The 22,685-nt window shown below is 42.4% G+C and carries 29 protein-coding genes; 16 read left to right on the plus strand and 13 right to left on the minus strand.

Annotated elements, in window-relative coordinates:
* Positions 1 to 10: 10 nt before the first annotated feature.
* Positions 11 to 724 carry a flavodoxin family protein gene (locus FK220_RS16790; RefSeq protein ID WP_152575500.1) on the minus strand — a complete coding sequence of 238 codons (714 nt, stop codon included), beginning with the start codon at positions 722 to 724 and terminating at the stop codon, positions 11 to 13.
* A 206-nt stretch (positions 725 to 930) separates the two neighbouring features.
* Between FK220_RS16790 and FK220_RS16795 the strand changes: the two genes are divergently transcribed.
* From FK220_RS16795 to FK220_RS16810, 4 genes are all read left to right on the plus strand, one after another.
* The gene (locus tag FK220_RS16795; protein WP_152575501.1) at positions 931 to 1,506 is read left to right on the plus strand and encodes a hypothetical protein; all 576 of its coding nucleotides are present in this window, start codon (positions 931 to 933) and stop codon (positions 1,504 to 1,506) included.
* A gap of 80 nt (positions 1,507 to 1,586) precedes the next feature.
* Positions 1,587 to 2,015: a hemerythrin domain-containing protein gene (locus tag FK220_RS16800; protein WP_152575502.1), complete on the plus strand. Its 429-nt coding sequence runs from the start codon at positions 1,587 to 1,589 to the stop codon at positions 2,013 to 2,015.
* Positions 2,016 to 2,040: 25 nt separating this feature from the next.
* Positions 2,041 to 3,135: a DNA topoisomerase IB gene (locus FK220_RS16805; protein ID WP_152575503.1), complete on the plus strand. Its 1,095-nt coding sequence runs from the start codon at positions 2,041 to 2,043 to the stop codon at positions 3,133 to 3,135.
* Positions 3,136 to 3,213: 78 nt separating this feature from the next.
* Positions 3,214 to 4,101: a mechanosensitive ion channel family protein gene (locus FK220_RS16810; protein ID WP_152575504.1), complete on the plus strand. Its 888-nt coding sequence runs from the start codon at positions 3,214 to 3,216 to the stop codon at positions 4,099 to 4,101.
* A gap of 38 nt (positions 4,102 to 4,139) precedes the next feature.
* On the opposite strand, the gene FK220_RS16815 is transcribed toward FK220_RS16810, so the two are convergent.
* On the minus strand, positions 4,140 to 4,352 hold the full coding sequence (locus FK220_RS16815; RefSeq protein ID WP_152575505.1) for a hypervirulence associated TUDOR domain-containing protein: 213 nt from the start codon (positions 4,350 to 4,352) through the stop codon (positions 4,140 to 4,142).
* A gap of 289 nt (positions 4,353 to 4,641) precedes the next feature.
* Between FK220_RS16815 and FK220_RS16820 the strand changes: the two genes are divergently transcribed.
* Together FK220_RS16820 and FK220_RS16825 are read left to right on the plus strand one after the other, a co-directional pair.
* On the plus strand, positions 4,642 to 4,914 hold the full coding sequence (locus FK220_RS16820; RefSeq protein ID WP_152575506.1) for a hypothetical protein: 273 nt from the start codon (positions 4,642 to 4,644) through the stop codon (positions 4,912 to 4,914).
* Between the two features lie 70 nt (positions 4,915 to 4,984).
* On the plus strand, positions 4,985 to 5,434 hold the full coding sequence (locus FK220_RS16825) for a ferritin-like domain-containing protein (RefSeq protein WP_152575507.1): 450 nt from the start codon (positions 4,985 to 4,987) through the stop codon (positions 5,432 to 5,434).
* A gap of 63 nt (positions 5,435 to 5,497) precedes the next feature.
* Here the strand turns inward: FK220_RS16825 and FK220_RS16830 are convergent, their stop codons facing one another.
* The 3 genes from FK220_RS16830 to FK220_RS16840 are packed head-to-tail and all read right to left on the minus strand — an operon-like array spanning position 5,498 to position 7,921.
* On the minus strand, positions 5,498 to 5,923 hold the full coding sequence (locus FK220_RS16830; protein ID WP_152575508.1) for a BLUF domain-containing protein: 426 nt from the start codon (positions 5,921 to 5,923) through the stop codon (positions 5,498 to 5,500).
* A gap of 54 nt (positions 5,924 to 5,977) precedes the next feature.
* The gene (locus tag FK220_RS16835; RefSeq protein WP_152575509.1) at positions 5,978 to 6,808 is read right to left on the minus strand and encodes a formate/nitrite transporter family protein; all 831 of its coding nucleotides are present in this window, start codon (positions 6,806 to 6,808) and stop codon (positions 5,978 to 5,980) included.
* A 57-nt stretch (positions 6,809 to 6,865) separates the two neighbouring features.
* On the minus strand, positions 6,866 to 7,921 hold the full coding sequence (locus tag FK220_RS16840) for a helix-turn-helix transcriptional regulator (RefSeq protein WP_152575510.1): 1,056 nt from the start codon (positions 7,919 to 7,921) through the stop codon (positions 6,866 to 6,868).
* A 220-nt stretch (positions 7,922 to 8,141) separates the two neighbouring features.
* On the opposite strand from FK220_RS16840, the gene FK220_RS16845 reads away from it, so the two are divergent.
* A complete protein-coding gene (locus tag FK220_RS16845) occupies positions 8,142 to 8,855 on the plus strand; it encodes an SOS response-associated peptidase family protein (RefSeq protein ID WP_152575511.1) in 714 nt (237 codons plus the stop codon).
* Here the strand turns inward: FK220_RS16845 and FK220_RS16850 are convergent.
* Together FK220_RS16850 and FK220_RS16855 are read right to left on the minus strand one after the other, a co-directional pair.
* Positions 8,850 to 9,875, minus strand: coding sequence for a helix-turn-helix domain-containing protein (locus tag FK220_RS16850; RefSeq protein WP_152575512.1), 1,026 nt, complete (start codon positions 9,873 to 9,875; stop codon positions 8,850 to 8,852). The genes FK220_RS16845 and FK220_RS16850 overlap by 6 nt on opposite strands.
* Before the next feature lie 157 nt (positions 9,876 to 10,032).
* Positions 10,033 to 11,079, minus strand: a complete 1,047-nt coding sequence (locus FK220_RS16855; protein WP_152575513.1) for a helix-turn-helix domain-containing protein — start codon at positions 11,077 to 11,079, stop codon at positions 10,033 to 10,035.
* Positions 11,080 to 11,302: 223 nt separating this feature from the next.
* Between FK220_RS16855 and FK220_RS16860 the strand changes: the two genes are divergently transcribed.
* The 3 genes from FK220_RS16860 to FK220_RS16870 all read left to right on the plus strand — a co-directional run bounded on the left by FK220_RS16860 (position 11,303) and on the right by FK220_RS16870 (position 12,413).
* On the plus strand, positions 11,303 to 11,464 hold the full coding sequence (locus FK220_RS16860; protein WP_152575514.1) for a DUF1328 family protein: 162 nt from the start codon (positions 11,303 to 11,305) through the stop codon (positions 11,462 to 11,464).
* Between the two features lie 17 nt (positions 11,465 to 11,481).
* A complete protein-coding gene (locus FK220_RS16865) occupies positions 11,482 to 11,688 on the plus strand; it encodes a hypothetical protein (RefSeq protein WP_152575515.1) in 207 nt (68 codons plus the stop codon).
* 206 nt (positions 11,689 to 11,894) lie between these two features.
* Complete coding sequence (locus FK220_RS16870) at positions 11,895 to 12,413, plus strand: DUF421 domain-containing protein (RefSeq protein ID WP_152575516.1); 519 nt, start codon at positions 11,895 to 11,897, stop codon at positions 12,411 to 12,413.
* A 48-nt stretch (positions 12,414 to 12,461) separates the two neighbouring features.
* Here FK220_RS16870 and FK220_RS16875 read toward each other — a convergent pair whose 3' ends face one another.
* On the minus strand, positions 12,462 to 12,884 hold the full coding sequence (locus tag FK220_RS16875; protein WP_152575517.1) for an arsenate reductase family protein: 423 nt from the start codon (positions 12,882 to 12,884) through the stop codon (positions 12,462 to 12,464).
* A 132-nt stretch (positions 12,885 to 13,016) separates the two neighbouring features.
* Here FK220_RS16875 and cls point away from each other — a divergent pair, with 132 nt between their 5' ends.
* Both cls and FK220_RS16885 read left to right on the plus strand, forming a co-directional pair.
* Complete coding sequence (gene cls / locus FK220_RS16880) at positions 13,017 to 14,438, plus strand: cardiolipin synthase (protein WP_152575518.1); 1,422 nt, start codon at positions 13,017 to 13,019, stop codon at positions 14,436 to 14,438.
* Between the two features lie 10 nt (positions 14,439 to 14,448).
* A complete protein-coding gene (locus FK220_RS16885; protein ID WP_152575519.1) occupies positions 14,449 to 15,051 on the plus strand; it encodes a hypothetical protein in 603 nt (200 codons plus the stop codon).
* A gap of 12 nt (positions 15,052 to 15,063) precedes the next feature.
* On the opposite strand, the gene FK220_RS16890 is transcribed toward FK220_RS16885, so the two are convergent.
* Together FK220_RS16890 and FK220_RS16895 are read right to left on the minus strand one after the other, a co-directional pair.
* Positions 15,064 to 16,587: a GH3 family domain-containing protein gene (locus tag FK220_RS16890; RefSeq protein ID WP_152575566.1), complete on the minus strand. Its 1,524-nt coding sequence runs from the start codon at positions 16,585 to 16,587 to the stop codon at positions 15,064 to 15,066.
* Between the two features lie 97 nt (positions 16,588 to 16,684).
* Positions 16,685 to 17,248, minus strand: a complete 564-nt coding sequence (locus FK220_RS16895; RefSeq protein WP_152575520.1) for a type 1 glutamine amidotransferase domain-containing protein — start codon at positions 17,246 to 17,248, stop codon at positions 16,685 to 16,687.
* 239 nt (positions 17,249 to 17,487) lie between these two features.
* On the opposite strand from FK220_RS16895, the gene FK220_RS16900 reads away from it, so the two are divergent.
* The 3 genes from FK220_RS16900 to FK220_RS16910 are packed head-to-tail and all read left to right on the plus strand — an operon-like array spanning position 17,488 to position 18,900.
* Positions 17,488 to 18,084, plus strand: a complete 597-nt coding sequence (locus tag FK220_RS16900) for a fasciclin domain-containing protein (RefSeq protein ID WP_152575521.1) — start codon at positions 17,488 to 17,490, stop codon at positions 18,082 to 18,084.
* 7 nt (positions 18,085 to 18,091) lie between these two features.
* On the plus strand, positions 18,092 to 18,721 hold the full coding sequence (locus tag FK220_RS16905) for a fasciclin domain-containing protein (protein ID WP_152575522.1): 630 nt from the start codon (positions 18,092 to 18,094) through the stop codon (positions 18,719 to 18,721).
* A gap of 35 nt (positions 18,722 to 18,756) precedes the next feature.
* On the plus strand, positions 18,757 to 18,900 hold the full coding sequence (locus FK220_RS16910; RefSeq protein WP_166204973.1) for a hypothetical protein: 144 nt from the start codon (positions 18,757 to 18,759) through the stop codon (positions 18,898 to 18,900).
* Between the two features lie 106 nt (positions 18,901 to 19,006).
* Here the strand turns inward: FK220_RS16910 and FK220_RS16915 are convergent, their stop codons facing one another.
* The 3 genes from FK220_RS16915 to FK220_RS16925 form a co-directional block, all read right to left on the minus strand.
* The gene (locus tag FK220_RS16915) at positions 19,007 to 19,153 is read right to left on the minus strand and encodes a hypothetical protein (protein ID WP_166204975.1); all 147 of its coding nucleotides are present in this window, start codon (positions 19,151 to 19,153) and stop codon (positions 19,007 to 19,009) included.
* 222 nt (positions 19,154 to 19,375) lie between these two features.
* A complete protein-coding gene (locus FK220_RS16920) occupies positions 19,376 to 19,906 on the minus strand; it encodes a hypothetical protein (protein ID WP_152575523.1) in 531 nt (176 codons plus the stop codon).
* Between the two features lie 265 nt (positions 19,907 to 20,171).
* Positions 20,172 to 21,014 (minus strand): bacteriorhodopsin, encoded by an 843-nt coding sequence (locus FK220_RS16925; RefSeq protein WP_152575524.1) that lies wholly within the window; start codon positions 21,012 to 21,014, stop codon positions 20,172 to 20,174.
* Between the two features lie 274 nt (positions 21,015 to 21,288).
* Here FK220_RS16925 and FK220_RS16930 point away from each other — a divergent pair, with 274 nt between their 5' ends.
* Complete coding sequence (locus tag FK220_RS16930; protein WP_152575525.1) at positions 21,289 to 22,674, plus strand: NAD(P)/FAD-dependent oxidoreductase; 1,386 nt, start codon at positions 21,289 to 21,291, stop codon at positions 22,672 to 22,674.
* Positions 22,675 to 22,685: the final 11 nt, after the last annotated feature.

Genomic DNA, 22,685 nt, shown 5'->3' on the forward strand with positions numbered 1-22,685 from the left:
TTCGTTGGTTTCATCGATATTCGGGATTTTCGAAATTCCACCGGGTTCCGTCGTCCCATGCATCCCTGGAATTACCGTAGGAGGGGAAACCTTCCGCTTCTTTGAGCATTTTTGCCAAATGCAGTAGATTGTAGGTCATGAAAGTGGTATTGCGATTGGTGAATTCGTTGTTTTTGGCACCGGATTCCTCGTCGAGGTAACTGGGTCCGGGTCCGGCTTCGCCTATCCAGCCACAATCGGCTTGGGGCGGTATGCTAAAACCCAAATGTTGTAGGGCATATAAGATTCCCATAGCGCAATGCTTAATGCCATCTTCGTTACCGGTAATGATGCAGCCTCCCACCTTGCCATAATAAAGGTATTGCCCTTTTTCATTGGTTTGTGCACTCATACCGTACAATCTTTCGACCAATTTAGTCGCAATCGACGATTTTTCGCCCAACCATATGGGCGTTCCGACAACCAGGATATCAGCTTGCTTAATTTTTTCAAATACACGCGGCCAGTCGTCCCTCGAGACCCCTTCATCGGTCATGTCGGGTTGCAATCCCACTGGAATGACATGGTCGGCCAGCCGCAGGTAGTCAACGGAAACGCCCTCGGCTTTCATAATATCCATTGAAACGTTCATTAGGCCCTCCGTGTGGCTCTTCTTGGACGAGTCCTTGAGCGTACAGTTAACATACTGGGCCTTGAGCCTGGAGAAATCAGGTTTGTCTTTCATGATATAGGGTTTATAACCTTAAAGGTCATGATACCGTTTGTATCCCAATGACCCAATTGGTCTTGAAGTTAGCCTAATCGCAACAATATCGCAACTATTGACACAAGTGGTCTTAAAACAGTCAAGGATACTTTTTATCAAGCACGTTATTGTGAGACTGGCACTGTACTTTAGCGATTATCGAAGTCTAATTTAAAACCTATTATATGTTTCAAAGAATTTTGATCGTCATGTGCGCATCCTCCCTGATTTTGGGATGCAACATTAAAAAAGAAGAAAAAGGAGAGTTGCCGGAACTTGACGTAGACGTATCCGCGGACGCCGGAGAACTTCCTGAATACGAGGTAAACTGGGCCGATGTAAACGTGGGCACCACTACGAAAACGGTGAGCATACCTAAGGTGGTGGTCGTCATGGAGGAAGAGGAAGTCGAGGTACCCTATATCGATGTGGATATGCCCAATGAGACCAAGGAAGAGCGGACCATAATGGTCGAAGCGGAAGTGACCGATAAGGAACATACCCTGGATATCGACGAAATTTGGGCCAACGACACCAACTTATATGTAATTTCCACACTCACCCCAACGGAAACAAGCTTAGGGGATAAAAAGATGCGGGTTTCCGATCAGGTCACCATGAACGCTCCGGACCTAGCCGTAAAGCATTATATCGTTGGTGTGCGTCCAGACAGGGTGTTCAACACTCAATATGTCTATGTGGACAATCTGGATGATCTCAAAAAGGACATGGAAGGATATACGGTAATCTATAAAAGATAATACTTAGTTAGTTGGTTGGTTGTACAAATGGTCTTGGTATTTCTTAAATATCAAGGCCATTTCCCTTAAACATAAAGCATATGGATATTTTTGAAGCACTTCGTAAAGATCATGACAAACAGCGGGATCTGCTGTCAAAACTGGTGTCAACTTCCGGGGATTCCAAGAGTCGAAGAAAAATTTTTGAGGATTTAAAAAAAGAATTGGAATTACATGCAGATGCCGAGGAACGCTACTTTTACGTACCTTTGATAGATAGCGACAAGACACAGGAAAAAGCGAGGCACAGTATTGCGGAACATCATGAAATCGACGAATTCATCGAAAAACTTCAAGACACCGAGATGGATTCATCCAGCTGGTTGAAAATAGCAAAAAATCTAAAGGAACGCGTAGAGCATCATCTTGAGGAGGAAGAACATGAGGTCTTTCAAATGGCGGGCAAAGTACTTTCCGATGAGCAAAAGGGAACCTTGGCAGAGGACTATCGCTCCCACATGAACACGTAACAATAAATACATTTTTAAATCTGGCATGGCACTGAAACGTTTTGATACCGAGTTTGTAGAGGCCATCCTAAAGGAACCGGAGACAGCCATCGAGAAGTTGGATTTGATTTATGTCGACAGTAGCAAACTGGCTATTGAACGACTAAAAAAAGGCGACCAATTCCTGTATGTATTGAACGGACGGCCGCTATCAGAAACCAAACAGATAAAGCGTATCGAAGATTTGGTAATTCCACCGGCATGGAAGGGTGTTAAAATTGCCGATTTGGATAACGCTCACTTACAAGCCGTTGGTAATGACCTGCGTAAAAGAAAGCAATATAAATACCATCCGCTGTGGACCAAGGTCAGAAACCAAACCAAGTTCTACAAAATGACCGTCTTCGGGCAACAGTTGCCAAAGATTAGGGAGCGGGTTGAACAAGACCTGGACCAGGAGGGATGGCCGAAAACAAAAGTACTTGCTTTGATTATCCGATTAATGGAGGAGACCCATATTCGAATCGGCAATGAGCAATATGCCAAAAAGAATAAGACCTACGGCCTTTCTACCTTGCGCTCAAAACACGTGACAAGCCTCAAAGACAAGGTACGTTTCGAATTTACCGGAAAACGAGGAAAAAAACATAAAATCACCTTGAGAAATAAAAAACTGGTTCGTTTGGTAAATCGTTGTGAGGAAATTCCCGGTTGGGAACTTTTTAAATTTTTTGATAAGGACGGAGAAAAACAAACGGTAGACAGCGGCATGGTCAACGAGTACATTCATCAAATCAGCGGTGAACTTTTTACAGCGAAGGATTTTCGCACCTGGGCAGCCTCAATTGTTTTTTTCAATAGCCTAATGGATATGGACACTGCCACCGATGAAAAAGAGCTTGCCAAAAATATCTTGGGCGCCTACGATATCACTGCAAAGGAACTGGGAAATACCCGTAACGTTTGCAGGCAATACTACGTACATCCGCTATTGCCGAAGTATTACGAATTAGGGAAGTTGAAGGGCTATTTTAACAAAGTAGATACGGTTGAACCCATCGAAAATCTTTCTCCGGCCGAAACGGTGGTTTTGGAACTCCTGGCGGATTACAAACCAGCTTTCGAACTGGAGGCTATGTAATCGAGGCGTTGCGAACGTGGTAAGGATGGATGTGAAATAATACAAGTAGGAAAACGACCTTCATAAAAACTAGCGAATATGGAAAAACAGTTTAGGGAAGCCTGGAGCAAGATGATCGAAAAATTGGAATCTTGGGTCGATATGTTAGTCGTAAATATCCCCAACCTTATCATCGCCTTGGTGGTTTTTGTCATCGCCCTGTTGCTATCCAGATACATCAGTAACCTTTCGATGAAACTGATGGACAAGAGCAAACTACAGGAGTCGATGAAAAATTTGATTTCCAAGGTGGTCTCGATAGTAGTGGTCCTCATCGGGCTGTTTCTCGTACTGGGAATCCTAGACCTAGGAAAGGCACTGAATACGATCTTGGCAGGTGCAGGAGTTGTTGGGTTGGCGGTTGGACTCGCCTTACAGGGAGCCCTCGCCAATACCTATTCCGGAATTGTATTGGCCTACATAAAACACCTTAAGTTCGGGGATTGGATCGAAACCAATGGTTTCGAAGGAGAGGTGGTGGATCTCGATTTGAGATCAGTGACCTTGAAGCAACCCGATAACAATTTGGTTTACATCCCGAACAAACTAGTGGTGGAAAATCCCATCAAAAACTTTTCGACCACTGCCCAGTCCAGGGTTATTTTGGAATGCGGGGTAGCCTATGATTCCGATTTGCGGGCTGTAAGGGATTTGGTCGTCAACACCATTTCAAAATCCTTTAAGGCGGTTGAAAATGAAGAGGATGTCATTTTTCTATTCAAGGAATTCGGCGATAGCTCCATTAATTTTGAAACACGGTTTTGGATCGACTCGACCTCTGCGTTGGAAGTGGCCAAGGCAAAAACAAAAGCCATGATAGAAATCAAGGAGGCCTTTGACAAAAATAACATTACCATACCGTTCCCGATACGTACCCTCGATATTCCAGACTCCATACATATTTCGAAGGAGTCTTCACAGGATTGACAAAAAATGGGGGTTTGCCGGGTTCTTTTGCCTTTCGACTAATCTACCCGTTCGACCTCGCTTTCACTTTTCAATACATGGTCGCCATCATCCTGACGAATGTATAAGGCTTTGTTGCCTTCTTCCCCGTCACGGGTCACTTCTGTACCATTAATTGTTTTAGTCGTTTTGGAGGTGTACGTCTCCTCGACCTTTCCCTGGGCGGTACCATTGCCCCAGTTCCATTTTACGCGAGTTCCTTTTTGAATCATAATTATTTGTTTTAATCGAATTTGCGTTTCCTGCCGTATCAAATAATTGGAGAACCTACGGCAGGAAAAATTTGATGAGCGATCAAAATGCGCAAATTCTGCAGTAAAAAATATGAACGAAGAATTCAAATATCCAAATCCTATTGCGCAAAACTGAGCTCGAACCGATGCAATCTTGACTCGATTGATTTTAGCTTTCTGCCAGGATGCAAAAAGGTCAATCATTCTAGCTTTTGGACCAATTAGACCCACTTGTAAAAAATAACTTTGAAGAAAACACTTCAACGCTATGACCTTTATCATGGGCTTATCAACAGGTATCATCCGCGTCCTTGTCTTAAGGGCCCTGGCAAAGTCATTCAATATACGAAAAGTGGAACCCTTGGAGACCGAGATACCGGTGCGGAAAATTCCCATAGAGGAAAAAGTGGCCCCATTTGTAAAAATTCACTTGAAACATATGGAGGAATCACAGAAAACAAATCAAAATCAATCAATTAGTCGCTTAAAGGATAAGGTAGAAAGCTTTAAGCATCGAAACAGATTTTACGATATCACCTAAAACAAGGATGATAGGATGTTTACCGATACGCATCGCTAAAAAAAGGTATCGCTAAATTAAATTTTAAACCATGAGTACGTATACAGAAACCGTTTCCAATAAATTGAACGATCTTTTAGAAAAAACTTATGACGCCGAAAAAGGATTCAAACAGGCCGCAGAAAACGTAGAGAATGCCGCTTTAAAGGACTTTTTCGAACGTAAGTCGTCCGAACGGTACAATTTTGGCCACGAGTTAAAGGAGGAAATCAGAGCCTTCGGCCAGGAGGTCGATAAGGGAGATAGCCTTACCTCAAAGGCCCATAGGGCTTGGATGGACCTAAAATCTTTCTTTTCATCGGACAATGCGGAAGCCATGCTCGAGGAGGCCATGCGAGGTGAAAAAGCGGCTATTGAGGAATACAATGATGTGCTGTCCGAAACTACTTTGCCTCCCAGCACTTCGCAGCTATTAACAAGGCAAAGAGACACCATACAGGAAGGCCTTGCAGTCATTTCAAATTTGGAACACGCCAGCTAAGCCGGAAAGTCTGTAAGGATAAAAAATGGGAGGTATAGCTACTATGCTTCCCTTTTTTTACTGTCAATTCTTGCTCAGCAAGTCCCTGACACTTTTAAAGAATAGAAGACCAGTCTTACTGGACCGGGTGAATAGCTTGGAATTATCAAAAAAAGTGTTCAATTGATGTTTTTTAAAAATTACGTCCTCTTCAGGGTCACCAAATTCGTAAAATGCCATATTCCAATCGTAAAAAATACGCGAAGTCATTCGTTCTTCCATAAGTAATGAAAGGGATTCGTGTCTAGGGTCTTGGGCAATTTTGTCGTACAATTTATGTACCTCTTTAGCTTCCCCTTCCAATAATTGTATGAACTGTTTTTGATGGTAGAGCAGGCAACCCGTTATCCGATGTTCTTTGTTGAAGATTCGAGCATCCTTCAACATTTCATATATTTCAGGTGAATCAAAGGAATCCACCGCCTTGGAAGTATAAATGAGTGCATTCATGGTAGTTGTTTTTATTTATTGAATCGGTTGTTCGACTTAAAGGTCTTCATGACATTAGACATTGGCCGCAAAGGCCCCGTATTTCAGCAGGGCCACGAAAACGACACCACCGATGAGATTTCCTGTCAGGGCAGTGATTTCAAAACCGGCATAATCGCTCCATTGCAGATCTCCGGTAAGCAATACCCCTGAAAAGACTTCAATGCTGCCCACGATGCTGTGATGTAGCCCTGCCAAACCGATTACCAATGTTATCAGGTATATCAAAATAATTTGACTGGAAGAACTTTTTACGGACGAAACCGACCATGACAAAAGTCCCATCAGCCATCCTGCGAGCACGGCACTGCCAAATATGGTCAATAGATCGTAGTGCGCAACATGCTTTGCCACGGCTATGATAGACGAGGTGGAGATAATGCCCAGGGCCGGACCTATCCAAAGCAGGAATAGTGAAATAAGGAAGCCCCCTAATAAGTTCCCTACAATAACAACACCCCAGAGCGCCAATAACTCTTGAATCCCGTATTTACCGTGCAACACGGGCAGGGATAACAAACTGGTTTGCTCGGTAAACAAGACCGATTTTCCCATAACGACCAGAATGAAACCGATCGGGTAGGCGAAAGCGCAGATAAAGAAGACCGTTTCAGAATCGTAGGAAGCGCTAAAAAAAGTGTGAAAAATGGCCACCAACATAAAACTGAAGCCAATCTCGAGCCCCGCGGAAAGGGAACTTAGGAACGTACCCAATTTCTGGTCCTTGAAGCGCGCCAGCCCCTCACAAAGCTGCTCTACCAGAACCGCCTCATGACCCTTATGGTCTTGTTGCTCGGAGGCGATTTCCGTAACCGCTTTTTCAATCTTATCTTTTTTATCGGTCATATGAAGACAAGGTATTACTTTTTCCAAAGACACCCACCCTATGGTACGAACTTATTTCTAATGATTTTCAGTAATCAGTACCTGTCCAGGGGCTATCCCCGTACTGTAAACCCTGTTCTTATACATTTTGGGACTACATCGATATTTCGCCTTAAAAATCTTGCAAAAATAGCTTCTACTCGTAAAGCCGATGGAATACACTACTTCCGATACATTCATTTCGGTGGTTCGTATCAAATACTCGGCCCGTACGAGTCGGCAGTCCCTTACATACTCCCCAATCGTCATGTCGTAGATGAATTTGAAACCCTGTTGTAGTTTAGCGGCTGACAGTCCCGAGCGTCGACACAAACCATCGACCGAGTGCTGTACTTCAGGATAATTCTTGACAAAGTCGCCTATTTCGCTTACAATCCTTAACGCACTTTTCGAAAGCGTGCTACTTGCTTGCAGACCATGTTGCAATTCTATATTGAACTGTTCGATCTGTTTCGCCAGTATCAAATGGCAAATTCCCTCAAATTGCATCAGGGTAGAGACATCGTTCGCGTATTTGGCATTTTCCATAAGCTTAATGAGTTCGCCGATTTCAAGGTTCAATCGCCCTAGGTGAAAATATCCCTCATTGCTATCGATAGTGTCGATCAGCGCTAAGGTCTTTGCATCGAATCCATCGGTATCCCCTTGGAACTTTTTGATATAGCTATCTTTCTCCAGACGTATGAGATTAAGGATCATGCGTTCATCCTTACGTATCAATAGTTCACTAGCGGTATCCTTTTTATTCGAAACAACGGCGGTCTGTAACTCTTCCAACTTGGCAATGACATCGTGGCCGTCGAACTTATGAAAGCAATTACCGCGAAAGCAATAGAGAAAATAAATCATGTTACTGGTAGCCAGTTCCAATCGCATCGAGATATCCCTATTGATAAGAATATCGAACTCCATCGCAATAAGTCCTTTGTCGAAGCACACACATCGTACCTCCCCAACCCCTAAAACAGGAGCTATCTTCAATACCTGAATACCATTTTCGTAAACTACTTCCCCGTCCAACGACCTGCTCAGACGTCTTAATTCCTGTAATGCCCTTTTTTTTCTTGTTTCCATAACACCTTATTCCCATACCTGTTAAACCGTCGTCAACCGACCTCTTCAAAAGTACCGGTTATCGAAAGTATCGATTGCCATTTTACAGGATTTGTTTAACGATATTCGGATTAATGTCGGAAATAGAATGTTAATCTTAAACAATTAATTTTTAACGGGTTATATTTTTAATGATAAGGAACAATGACTCCTATCGGTTTTTCGTTACTTGCGTTGAATTATGTACTACAAGCTCTCAAATACTGCGGAACGAATAAGAATTGAGCATCTGTTCGAGGTCACTTTTAAATATCCCCATCTGTACAGACCGGAACTCATTATCAATGGTTTGAACGAAACCAACGTGCCCATTATCACCAAGGAGGAGCCCGATAAGATCTCATTGTCGATTTGGGGCTTGCTACCCGAGGATTTTAACGACGACTGGTCCTCTTTTCAAAACCTCACCAATACCCTTAATATTGATAAAGGTAGACTCTACAGTGATTCTTGGTGCCTAGCCGCCTTCAAAAAACGGAAATGTTTGATCGTTGTTACGGGTTTCTTTACTTCTTTCTTAAAAAATGGGCAAATATACCCGTATCATATAGGACTCCCCGATGGTGAACCTTTCTTTTTGGCAGGTATTTATAATCGTTTAAGCGACGGTTTCCTAACCTGTTCCCTGCTGTTAGGTCCGGCTGAAGCCCATATAACGAAGTTTCAGAATTTGGCCAACACCATGCCATTGATTATCCCGAAGGACTATTCGGAACTATGGCTTGGAGAAGATTTTGAATTAAACGAATTGACCGAACTAACGAAGTACCCAAGGAGAAACCGATTAAAGGCCAATCCTATCGCAAAAGATTTCTTTAAAAACAATATTACCTTTGATGGTATGTTGCATCCGATGGATTATTTGGATATCCCAAAAGACGACGGTGAACTATGAACTTCGCCTTTTACTGGTTTTCTTATAATCGGTGGGCAAAATAGCATACTCTTCCCAAAAAATCTTGGAAAAATAACTTCTACTCTTTATCCCGATATGGTACACGATTTCCGATACAGACATATCCGAATTCTTCAGTAGGTCGCGTGCAATTTCCAATTTAATTTGACGAACGTATTCATTTACCGACTTGGAATACAACAACCGAAATCCAAGTTGAAGTTTTTTGGGGCTCAGACCGGATTCTTCGGACAAGAGCTTAATAGTCATAGGTTCGGAAATACTGTCCACTATGAACTCACTTAACTGGTGGATTCTGCGGATATCCGATTTCGACAGCGATTCCGGAAGTACCTCCTTACATTCAAATTCATGATGTTCCATCAGCTGCAGTGCCAAAATCAGATACAATCTTCCTTCCAGTGAAAGCGTCCGAACAATTCCACTGTCGCGTACCGCGCCCAGCGCTTTGACCTGGTCGGCTATTTTTAGGCTATAGCTTCCAGTATGGGCATAGGGTAGGTCGGAATTTTCATCCTGAAAAACAGAAAATAGCAAATCATTTAAATAGGTGACATTGTTATTCCTTTTTTTTAGAAACTCCTTCTTTCTGATCCGTATAAAATTAATTTTCAAATTCGTGTTCGCCGGAAAAACAAATGTTTTTTTGGAAGCCCGCTTGGGGGATATGATGATATTTTGATACCGCTCCAAATCCATCATTTCCTGTTCGTCACCTTCCTGATACTGCAGGGACCCTTCGGAAATGAATATAAATTCCACAGGGGATGCTTTTGAGGTATTAAAAATAATCTTTGTGGTTTCGTTTAAGCAAATATCACAATCCAACAACGAAACACCCCAATCGAATTCAATGCTTCGTATGAGTCCTTTCCCTTTGTTATTTTCAAACTTGAGCACCGACTCTCCCCACTGCCTATCAAGTGTTCCTTCGAGACAATCCTTTAATTGCCGTACTATTAACTCGTCTTTGCTACTTTTAATAACAATTTCTTGCATGATTAAAGTCCTCCCCCTAACTAACTGGTAGTGCAAAGAACTTATATCATGGAACAGCAGATTAACAAAATAGAAATCGAAATTAACACAAAAGAACCCATTTTATGTTGAAAGAATTTGTTAAAGTGTCAAACGAGGTCGATTTAAAATGCGATTATTAGGCCGTTTTTGGTGAAGTATCTTGGGAATTGCGCACTTTGGCCATGTATTCACTAGGGCTCATCACGTACCGTTCCTTGAAAAGTTTGGAAAAATAACTTCTGGAATTAATGCCTATTAGATACGTAATTTCGGTAATGTTCAAGTCGGAGGTCTCGATCAATTCTTTTGCCTTTTCGATTTTGGCATTTCTGATATATTGGTTCACCGAGGAACCGTACAAGTGTTTGAAACCCGTTTGAAGGGTATTTTGATTAAGGCCGACCCTTTTGGAAAGCGAAAGTATGGTTCCAAGATTTTCCAGCTCTTTCTTGATGATCTCGGCAGCCTCCTCGATACGCTCTACGGTCGATTGCCTTAGTATCTTACGTTTATCCGGTTCGGAAAGGTCATCAAGGTACAATCGAAGATGATGGGCCAAGATTTCATAAGCCTTTCCTTCCAGGAATACTGCCCGGGTAAAACCCAGCAATTCACATTCGATCGATTCCTCAATTGCCCTGGCAATATCGAGACTGTAATGTCCCTTATGGAAGAACAGATTAATACCGTTGACATCGCGAAAAAGTTCCTCCAGTTCGGTGTTCATTGCAGAGAGAAAATCTTCGATCTTTGTCTCGAATAGTTTTCGATTGATTTCCAGACTAAAAAAACAGACAGGCTTGTTGGCAGGTATGGTCAGAATATTGTAATGCCGTGTATTGCCGGAGAGTATGACACTTTCAAGCCGTCGGATTTCATGGCTTTCCTCTTTACCGGAAAATTGTTGTTGAATAGCCGACTCTCGATTGAAAAGTATCTTCAACGGTTTCACTTGTGAACGACACATTTCAATCTGTATGGATTCGTTGAGTTGCACGTCCACATCGATAATCCCCACGCCATGGGAAAATGAAATGGCCTTCATATAGCCTCTTCCCTTATCCGAAGGTACATCGAAACAAATTTCGTTATTTTCTACCGCGCAGTCGGCACCCAATGTTTCCGCAAGTGCTTCCACAACGTTGCGAACATCCAAATCCTTAATTTGAATCTTATGTAACATTACCTTTCATTAGTGCCGCTACCAAATGTAGGGTTTTTATTTAATACCCATACGTCCTACATTTCAAAATAACCGTGGCTTGGATAGGTTTTAGCCAGCCTTCGGCCCGTAGCAAGCGGTATTCATGTAAACGGGTCAATTATTTTCCTGTATCGACCAAGAAAACCACCGAAAAATAGGAATATTTGATTCAAAGAAGTACTAACCCTTAAAAACAAACAATATGCTACGTTGGACAATCATTTTTATCATTTTGGCAATCGTTGCCGGTATTTTCGGATTCGGAGGCATTGCTGCGGGAGCGGCGGGAATTGCCAAAGTTTTATTCTTTATCTTTATAGTACTGTTCATTATCTCTTTGATAAGAGGAAAGAAAACGGTATAACCCTAAAATCAACACTGATGAAAAAGTCTATCACACTATTTGTAACACTTGTCGTGTCATTATTTATCCTGTCTTTATCGAGCTGCCGGGAGAAATCAACCAGCGAAAAAGTAGAGGACGGCGTAGAGGAGGTCGGCGATGAGTTGGAAGAGGCCGGGGACGAGGTCGAGGATGGAATGGAGGAAATGAAGGAAGAAGCCGAAGACGCCGTGGACGATAACTAATATCAAATTGTTCCGAAGGGCGGGGTAGTCCGCCCTTTTTTTTAGCAAGATGGGTCGTTTTTATAAAATTTTTAAAACTAAGAAAACCCGTACAGCCCGCATAAAGGCCGCTACTGCCGTAGGAGGCTTATTCTTTTTTATCGCCTTGGCGTTTATCATCTTCGTCATTTTCAAAATCATAGGTTGACCCCTTTAAGCAAAAGTTAATGAAAGAATACCTGGGTAGTGATGTAAGCATGGTTTGGGGAATCCTCTTTTGTGCGGTGGGCATTTATGTTGCCACCGTAATCTTCACCCGGGTCGCAGGCAAGCGTAGTTTTTCCAAAATGTCGAGTTTTGATTTTGCCATGACCGTAGCTTTGGGCTCCGTCATTGCTACAACGGTGGTATCCAAATCGGTTACCTTGGTCCACGGAATTGTAGGGCTTTTTATTATTTACTTACTTCAAATGATTGCTGCACATTTAAGACGCTATAAATGGTTTAATTCGATTACGGACAACGTTCCACTCATGTTGATGGACGGAGAGACCATTCTTTATGAGAATTTAAAAAAGTCAAAAGTCACCGAGGCAGATTTGCGCAGTAAACTTCGAGAGGCCAACGTCTTGCGATTGAGTGAGGTTAAGGCGGTTATTTTCGAATCCACGGGTGACATTTCCGTATTACATGGAAAAGAAGTTGAAAACGTGCAACCGTTCATTTTAGAAGGGGTTACCCGGTAGAAAAACACCGCTGAAGCATATAGGGATACGAACAGGTATCGCTTTATCCTATTTCTTTTGTTTATTATAAGGCTTTTCCAAACCTGCACTGTCCGGTTCCAAAAGACGTGTAAAATCTGAAGGATTGTGAACGGCGTGGAAATGGGTACCGACCACAGCAATGGGAAACGCCATCGCTTCCGGGTACTTTTCCAGTACTTTTAACCAGTCGTGTTCATCCATCACCACTTCATCGTTGCCATACTCTTTCTTAAAATCAGGATGTTTGGTATCTATCAGATCCGATATCCTAATGTCCAAACCTGATGCAAGCTCTGCCCACTGGGTCCCGGTTATGCTTTCTTTCGCCAAATCGATACCCATAAATGCCTTTTCGGTAGCTTTTGCATACCCAAGGGTCTGTTTCCCCAAGGAATTTCCGGAATGATAGTACAGCTTGACCTGGTTTTTGTCTTTTGATAATACGCTCATAATCTTGCTTTTTATAAAATTATTTTAAATCGAATCAAAAGATTGACGCGTTTGGTGTACAAGGTAGCACTATCACATCAAATCATTGCAATACGATGAACAAAACCCTATCTTGGAACAGCAAAAATTCGAATGCTTACTACTATCATCATTTTATACGGGGCTGCCACGGTCTGGGCCATTGTCAGCATCATCTTTCATGGTTCCCGTCCCAGCCGTTCGGTAAGTTGGGTACTCACTATTTTATTTCTCCCTCTAGTGGGACCCCTTCTTTACTATCTTTTTGGAGTTAACCGAAGGAAATTCAAGTTCTACAAGCTTCGCAGCGGCCTTAAAAGAAAGCTATACGATAAAACCTATGGCGCTTCCATGATCACCGAATTTGATGAACGCCTCGCGACCTCTAAAATAGACAGGTTGGCCAAGATGCTGAGCAATAGTTCGCATAACGCCCCTTTTCCCGGGAATAAGGTACGAGTACTACATGCCGGAAGAAAAACCTTCGAATGTATTTTTGACGCCATCAAGGAAGCCAAAGAGTTTATTCATGTCCAATACTACATCTTCGAAAAAGGCGAACTGCAAGATGAGTTTCATCGTCTTTTTGAAGAAAAAATAAAGGAAGGGGTCGAAATACGATTGATATACGATTCCTTGGGCAGTATGTCGTTTAAGGGAAAACTTAAAAAGCGGTTTAGGCGTATCGGGGTCGATACCTACCCCATGATGCCGCTTCGTATAGGTAGTTTTATGTACACATTGAACTATCGCAATCATCGAAAAATAGTGGTCATCGATGGCAAGGTCGGTTTCGTGGGAGGAATGAATGTTTCCGACAAATATATCGAGGCCGAGTCGGAGTTGGGAGTTTGGGAAGACATTCACTTAAAGGTGGAGGGGCCGGCCGTAGCCAGCCTTCATCGCATTTTTATTAAAGATTACCATTTTGCCAGTCAAGAACCACCTTTGCTGCAACCCAAATACCTCCCCGAATTGGATGAGATCGGGGATGCTGTCGTTCAATTGAATGCAAGTGGTCCGGATTCCGATCAACCATCCATTTTACATCAGTACGTAGGAATGTGTCAAAGCGCGGAGAAATGTCTGCGCATCGCCAACCCTTATTTTATTCCCGGCCCTACCTTGTTGACCGTAATAAAAATGGCCGCCTTGAGCGGGGTTCAGGTAAAATTGCTTGTTCCCAAAAAATCCGACTCCTTCTTGGCCAAATACAGTATGCATGCCAATTTCGAAGTTCTTTTGGAGGTTGGCGTAGAAATATTTCTAAGAAATGACTTTTCCCACAGCAAACTCATCATCCTAGACGATAAGCTCTCCTCAATAGGTACGGGCAACTTCGACCATCGCAGCTTTGAGTACAACTTTGAGACCAATGCTTTGGTCTATGATCAAACCATCACGGAAGACATTATAAAAGTATTTGACAAGGAATGCGAAGAAGCCTCCCGTCTCGAATATGAGGAGTTTAAAAAAAGATCAAGGCTACAAAAATTTAAGGAAGGTTTCGCAAAATTCTTTAGCCCGCTTTTATAATCCATGAATAATGCGCACCCTATTTGTTCTAATACTTGCCATGACCACGATTCACGCACAACAAAATATCCCCAAGAGCATCCGCAAAGAGGCATTATTGGCCCTATCCCATTATCCCCTATTGGAACAGACCGACATCACCTTTAAGTTCAAAAAAAAGCTACATAAATCCATTATGAAGGCCCAGCCTAAGTTTGGAGCACTTTTCAAATCGAGAAGAAAAAGAGGGTATGTGATATTAATAAGCGAAAGCTTTCAATTGGGTGATTCGTTGTTCAGAACCAAAAACTTGGATTCCGATATCCTTATCGGGTGGTTGGGACATGAACTAGGGCACATTATGGATTACCGCAACCGAAGCAATCTGAATCTTATCGGATTTGGGATCAACTACTATTTTTCCAAACAATTTATCAAGGAAGCCGAACGTGCCGCGGATGGCTATGCGGTTGCAGCCGGCCTTGCCCCCTATATTTTAAAGGCCAAAAACTTTATTTTAAACAAGGCCGGTATCTCGAAGAAATATCGAAATCGGATCAAGGAACTTTATCTCTCGCCCGATGAAATCATGGTATTGGTGAAACAACTGGAAGAAACCAAAGAAACCGAATAACGGTTTGGATTCTCAAAATTTCCCGAGGAAATCCTCCCACTCGGCAAATTTATTCTCGCCCATTACGCGTTCCATTTTCACTTGTCCACCCTTTTTCTTATGCTCCGCACTCCATTCGTGAAATACCTCCGGATGTATGGTATGTACCTTTACACCCTGTAGGGCTTTGCCACGCGCCACCTTATAATTTTTGTTCGCCTCCTTCAAAAAATCATCAAGGGAGGAGGAAAGTTTTTCTAGAGGAACATCCGCTTCGGTTCCCAAATACCAGCTATGATAAAATCCGTCTTCATATTTTTTGGCACAAAGGGTATACTCCGGTATTTGAACATCGAATTTCTGTTCCAAATGGTGAACGGCGTTGTTCAACTTATTTACGGAGAGTTGTGATCCTACCGTATTCAAGAAGAATTTGGTTCGTCCCGTTATTCTAATTTCCGCCCTTTCGACATCTGTGAATTCGATGGTATCCCCTATCATGTATCGCCACGCGCCTGCTACGGTGCTCATGACCAACACGTAATCCCGGTCCTTTTTTACTTCTTCAAGAGAGAGTGCCGTCGCATTTTCCGAGAGCGAACCGTCCTCCTTTATCGCATCTTCGTCAAAAGGAACGAATTCAAAGTAAATGCCGTTATCGGTTATCAATTGCATGGCATCGGTTTCGGGCCTGCTCTGAAAAGCGATGAAACCTTCGGAGGCCAAATAAGTGTCGATAATCGTAATCGGTTTCCCCATTAGCGCATTAAAACTTTTCTCATACGGACCAAAAGCAACGCCTCCCGAAGTATACACTTGTAGATTTGGCCAGATTTCGTGAATATTTTCCAGGTTGTGCGCATCAATAACTTCTTTGAGCATTAATTCCATCCAAGAAGGAATACCGCTGAGGGCACCGATATCCCAATTGGGGGCCTCTTTGACTATCTTAGCGACGCGCTCGTCCCAGTCATCGATTTGGGCAATCTGTTCCCCGGGTTTGTAGTACCCCCTAAACCAAGACGGAATATTACTTGCGCTGATTCCACTGATCTCTCCCTCCAAATGATTTTTCTGTTCAACCAAATCGGTAGAGCTTCCTAACATCAAAATCCCTTTTTCGAAAAAATCCGGTGGAAGATCAAAATTTCTAAGGGCCAAAACCTGCTTAATACCCGCCTTTTGGATAGCCTTTATCATCGCATCGGTTACGGGAATTCGTTTACTGGTCTTTCCAGTGGTTCCGGAACTCAAGGCATAGTAGTTGGGATCACCCGGCCAAGTAACATCGGTAGCCGAGGTAGCATGCTGCCGATGCCACCATTCCTTATCGATTTTATGATAGTCGAAAAAAGGAACGGTGTTGACAAAAGTCCGCTTGACATTGCCTGAATTCAGAATCTTGTCGAACTTATAACGCTTTCCGAATTCGGTAGCACGACCCTTCTCAAGCAGCTCTTTTAATACTTGTTCCTGTTCGGCGATGGGATTCCTCTCCGGAAGTACCCAATCGGTGGCGTGTATGACCCCTTTTACCAGTTCTCCTAATAGTGGCATCTCTTTGCTGTGCTTAAATGTTGACTTCAAATAAAAAGAGCGAATCGTACGTCCGCTCTTTCCGTTTATTTTCTTTTCATAGTAGGCATTGCCTTTTTTACGCATCGACCACTTGGTCCTCGTGTTTTCCTTCTAGAATTTCCTCGATAACCTTATTGATAAAGGCAGGCAAATCTTTTGGATTTCTGCTAGTAACCAATCCTTGGTCGACCACTACTTCTTCGTCGACCCAATGGGCCCCTGCATTCATCACATCATCTTTTATGCTATGGTAAGATGTTACCTTGCGATTTTCGATGACGTTCGCGCTAATCAACAACCAAGGTGCATGACAGATTGCCGCGACCGGTTTTCCACTTTTGAAGAAAGCCCGTATAAAATTCAAAGCGTCATCATGTGTTCGTAGCAAATCCGGGTTTGCTACTCCTCCCGGCAAAACCAATCCATGGTATTCCGATGAATCGGCATCTGCCACTAATTTATCCACTTGGGTACTTTCCCCCCAATTATCTCCATGCCAACTTTTAATGAATCCTTCTTTCACCGATAGTATATGTACGGTAGCACCCTCTTGTTTCAGGGCTTTTAGTGGTTCAAATAATTCCGATTTTTCAAAACCATCGGTAGCCATGATGGCGACTTTTTTATTTTTCAGTTTCATTGTGTATTTTCTTTTGGTGTTATAAATAAAATTTTTTTCCTCTGTTTCCAAAGATAGTTGATGGTGATTCTTTCGTTTAGCTGATATGCCCCTTATTTGAGCGCAATTGAATTAATAATGGGAGTCTTTTGTAGCCGAAATCAACCCAATCTAGAATATGCAGGGCATTACCATCAAGACTTTTCGCGAATGCATCATTGAATTGCCTGCTGGCTTGTTATCTTTCGCGAAAAGCAAAAATGAAACGAATAAATGTATTATTGATACTTATTTTTCTTTTGGGCTGTGGCGAATCCCAACAGAAACAACGACCGGAAAGTATTTCCGACCAGACCCCCATTTTAAACGAAGAATTGGTCGATACGCCCCCCGATATGACCCTAAACGATATCCGTTCGGTCCTTGATATCATACGGGGTAATACAGAGTTCGATTCTTTCGATAAAGCGCTGGTATCTGCCGAAATGATTTCAATCATAGACAGTATTGACGATGTAACCATATTCGCACCTGTGAACGAGGCCTTCAATTTACTGTCGGACGACAAGCAGGCACAATTAAAATCTCCCGATGGAAACGAAAATATGACCCACATATTGAAGTACCATATGGTGGAGGACGAATATGATTTAGCCACTTTGCGTTCTACCGTCGTCCTTAAGGAAGGGACTCTTCGTTTAAAAACTTTTAATGGAGGATACATCGCCTTACAGTTGAAAAACGATACACTGGTTATCACCGATGAGCTTAGTATGGAAACTAGAATTATACTGGGCGATCAGGAAGCCTCCAACGGCGTGGTACACGGTATAGAAAAAATTTTGCTCCCCCAATAGAAACTCAATGAGCATATCACTACCAATAAACTCTCTTAAACGCTTTGTAGCCTACGTATGGATATTTACGTCAATACTATTTGCAAGTTGTTATGAGACGGGAAAAAAAGAGTACAAATCGGCATTCGAAAAGGAAGTCAATAATGAGGCAGATAACAAAACCAGCATACCGGTGAATATGGCTTTGGGTAATTTACATACCATCACTGATATCGTTGAAAGGAATCCTGAATTTCATTCTTTCAAGAAAGCGCTGGGAAGTACTGCTATGCTGGACAGTATCACTGCACAGAAGAAAGTGACCTTATTTGCTCCGATCGATGGTCCGCTAATTTACAATGACTCGGTCAGTATTTCCCAACGCGACATGGAAACTACCAACTTCTTACGGAAGAAATGGGTGTTGAATTATATCGTAAACGGCCAGCTTGACATAGCGGATATAAAGAGTCTCCTGGCCAAAGAGAATGAATTAATACAGCTGCCTACTGTTGGAAAAAGTATACTTACCCTTGTTCAGGAAAATGGGATTATACATGTGAAGGACGGACTTAACTTGGAATATGACTTGGTCATTGCCAATCAAAGTGCAAAAAACGGAATAGTACACGGATTACAGTACCGAGGAACAAAATAAAAAGTAAATCTGATTATTAATTAAAATTGAAAACTATGGGAATTTTTGAAGACAACAAGAAATTTAAAAGAAAAGTAGAACAGACCAATCCGACCAATCCTACGGGAAAAACGGATTTGGATACCAATGATTTCGATATCGATGAGAGAACCATTAAAGAACAGCAGAACAAGAAATAGACGGTTCCAGTTGGTAACGTATGACAATATAAAACCCTTGAAATTTCAAGGGTTTTGTTAGTTGTACAAAATGGGAATTTCCCACCTTCGGAAAAAAACCGAATAGCTATGACTCGGAAGTTACAGAAGTTTCTTGAGCGGAAACCTTTATGATATTTCGTATCCTTCTCCACAAAATATCGGAAGCGATCGAAGGTTCCTTAAGTTCCCCCATCAGATGTTCCAAAGCCGAAGATTCATTGATACTTAGCATTCTTAAAATTTGTGCAATTTATATTAAAAAAAGCTAGACAAATGACATTCTTGAAAGGGAAGTTAGCAATATTGACCGTGTTTCACAACTTATGCCATTTTACAAGGATTCTTAATACCTTCCTTGGGTCGCGCAAAATGCCGATAATAAAAAAGGTCTTCGAAACAAATCGAAGACCTTTTATTTAAGGCAAGTAGTACCGAATTCTAATTCAGAGGTACATTAGATACCCAAGATTTTAGCATCCACAAAAAACACTGACTTTACATCGATATAACAGTCCGATGTAAGTACCTCATCGGTGACCGTATTCAAACGTAAATTGAATTTATCCTTTTTAATATATTCCTTTATGTCCCTATCCGACGTATCCAACTCCAATAGGGAACCGATATCTTCGGGTACCTCGGTGATAGCGGCGATTGGGACTTCCTCCAACCCTTCTGCGGAAATAAATATCTCTACCGATTTCAGGAAGCTAAAATCCTGATTATCGGGGGATGTGATATTGAGTCTTAAACTCTTCAGTTTTATCTCTTCTATTAAATCTTTGCGGGTATCATTAACGGCAAATTCAGATTCGGAGTTCGTTTCAACATCCGGGGTAACAACATCGAAAGGCAGGTTGATGTTTGCAGCCGACTCAATGACCACGCTACTATCATAGTCCATATCGAACTTGGTAAGATCATCTATCTTGTCACAAGCGAACAGCAAAAAGACACACAGAATTATTGGTAGGATTTTTTTCATGTTTTTGATTTGGGATTGGGTATTTATAACGTTCGAAACCGCGAAATAGTATGCGTGGAATATGACGCACCCTACCTCTTCCTTACCACCAAGGTATTGAATGACCGCTGACCGAATTTGCGAATAGCCTAGGCCGCAAACCTAACCCCCAGCCGTTAGCGTGTCCGACACCCCGAAACAGTCGAGGACAAACTTGTACCAACAAAAAAGGCACCCTTTAAGATGATGGTATCAGGGCTTTCGATAGCCTGCCGATATCGCTTGATTATCCCAACTGCTTGTAGTCATATCCCTCCTCTTTGCTCATGATCATAGCGACGTTGCCCAACAGCACGCCGTAAATGACCTTCGAGGCGATATCGGCAATGGTATAGGTGATTTGTCTTCCTACTACCCCCGACTCGTTGAATAGGGCTCCCTCGATTCCAAATAGATGCGGCATCAGATACGCTCCGGGATATAAAAACCAGGAGATCAAAAACAATACCCAAATCGATCCCAACACTTTCTGGGCTTTAGGTGGTATGCCTTCTTTACCTTCTTTGATTACCTTGTTCATCAACCATAGGATATGGAAGAAGAAAACTGTTGATATCGCACCCCAGACGAAAAATTGGGTAAGATCGGAAACCTCGTAAAATTGTCCGATATACCCGGTGATGATCATCATAGCGCCAGAAAACCAAAATTGATTTCTGACAGATGTGAAGTTCGATTTGGTAAGCGATACGACGAACAGAATCTGAAATAACAACATAGGCACATCGATAAGCCAATTTAGATAACGATATCCATTGTTGAACAAATCCCCTCGTGTGTCCAAAAAATAACGTCCGGCCTCTTGATTAAAAGTAAAAGACGTAGTCCAATTACCCGCTTGGGCGAACAGCAGTAGGAACGCCGATACCATGACTACCCCGGAAAGAATATTCGACATACGATATTTGGGAGATACTGTTTTCAAGGTAAGTACAAAGTACAACAAGCCCGCGAGCATCACGGCATAACCCAACGTAAGGGTGTGGGATACCATCTGGTATGCCATCTCGGAATAACCGTCGGTCATACCGATATAATTTTCAAAATTTGCATCAATGAATTTGTCCATAGTCTTTTTTTTTACAAATTTATCCTTATGAAACCCATTTACCGTGCTTTTTCGATTTAAATAGTGATGGTTTTGATTAGGGCTTCGACCATTTTTTGCGAAGAGACCCTTGCAATTGATCGAATCGATCTATATCGATATCCAAAACCCGGAGATGCTATCAATAATTCCACTTACATGGCCCATTTCCTACAAATGCACTAAAATGCATCGGAATAACATCCGTGGGAACCCCATCGGTAGACTATCTTTACAGCCATAAAACCAATTCAATATGACTCCCTCCAAGGATTACCCGGAATACGGACTGCAAATCCCAAAAAGTGAAAAAGCCAGAATCATAGTGGTGGGTGGTGGTTTTGGGGGGTTGAACTTCTTGAAAACAATACCCAAAAATCAGTTTCAGATAGTTCTTTTCGACAAACATAATTATCATACTTTTATACCGCTGCTCTACCAGGTCGCCACTAGTGCGTTGGAAGCTCCTTCCATTGCTGACCCGCATAGACGCATCTATGGAAAACGGAATGATGTTTTCTTTCGTTCCGTTAAGGTAATCGGAATACAGCCGGAAGAGAAAATTGTCGAGACCTTCATAGGTACGCTCGAGTATGACTTTCTGGTGCTGGCCTCAGGCTCTGTTCCCAATTACTTTGGAAACAAAAGCCTAATGAAAAATGCATACCCCCTGAAAAGCTTGCCCGACGCAACGGCACTTCGAAGCAAAATTTATCAGAATTTGGAAGAAGCGACCTTGACCAAGTCCGAAGAAGAACGCAAGCGCCTAATGAACTTTGTAATCGTAGGCGGCGGGCCCACTGGGGTGGAAGTCGCCGGTGCACTTTCGGAATTGCGTAAATACGTGCTTCCTCTCGACTACAAGGATCTTGATTTAGGCCAGATGCAAATCAAAATTGTGGAAGGAGCCGACAAGGTTCTCGGTGCATTTTCATCCAAGTCAAGTAAAAAAGCATTAGGGACCTTGAAAAAAATGGGTGTACGAATAATTTTTGACAGACTGGTTTCCGATTTTGATGGTACAACGATCACCTATGAAAATGGCGAAAAGGAAAAGTGCGGAATGCTAATTTGGGGAGCGGGCGTTTCGGGAGCCATCATCAACGGACTGAAAGACGAAACTGTAAAACAAGGTCGGTACATAACAGACCCCTACTGCAGAATCAAGGGCTACAATACTATCTTCGCCATTGGGGACGTCGCCTTTTTTGAAGACGAGCGCTATGAAGACGGCCTCCCGGGTGTTGCACAGACCGCGATACAACAAGGTAAGTATACCGCCAAACTACTATCCCGAATCACCAAAAAAAACAATGCCAAAGGGCATACTTATTCATTGGAAGATGAGTCGCCCTTTCGTTATTTCGATAAAGGGAGTTTGGCGACCATTGGTCGTAACAAAGCGGTGGCAGACCTGCCCATGAAGCTTAAATTCTCAGGTTTTATTGCCTGGTTACTCTGGGCGGTAGTTCATTTGTTCTACCTCAACGGTCTGCGCAATCGTTTACTTACCTTCCTTAACTGGGTAATGAACTATTTTAATTACGAAAACAAGGTACGGCTCATCATACATCCTACCTTCAAGACCGAAAACGTACATTCCAATAATCTGGCGGAAGAAACGAATAAATCAGAGGGCTAACGGTATCGAAA

Source organism: Pelagihabitans pacificus (genome assembly GCF_009371985.2).
Lineage (GTDB): Bacteria > Bacteroidota > Bacteroidia > Flavobacteriales > Flavobacteriaceae > Pelagihabitans > Pelagihabitans pacificus.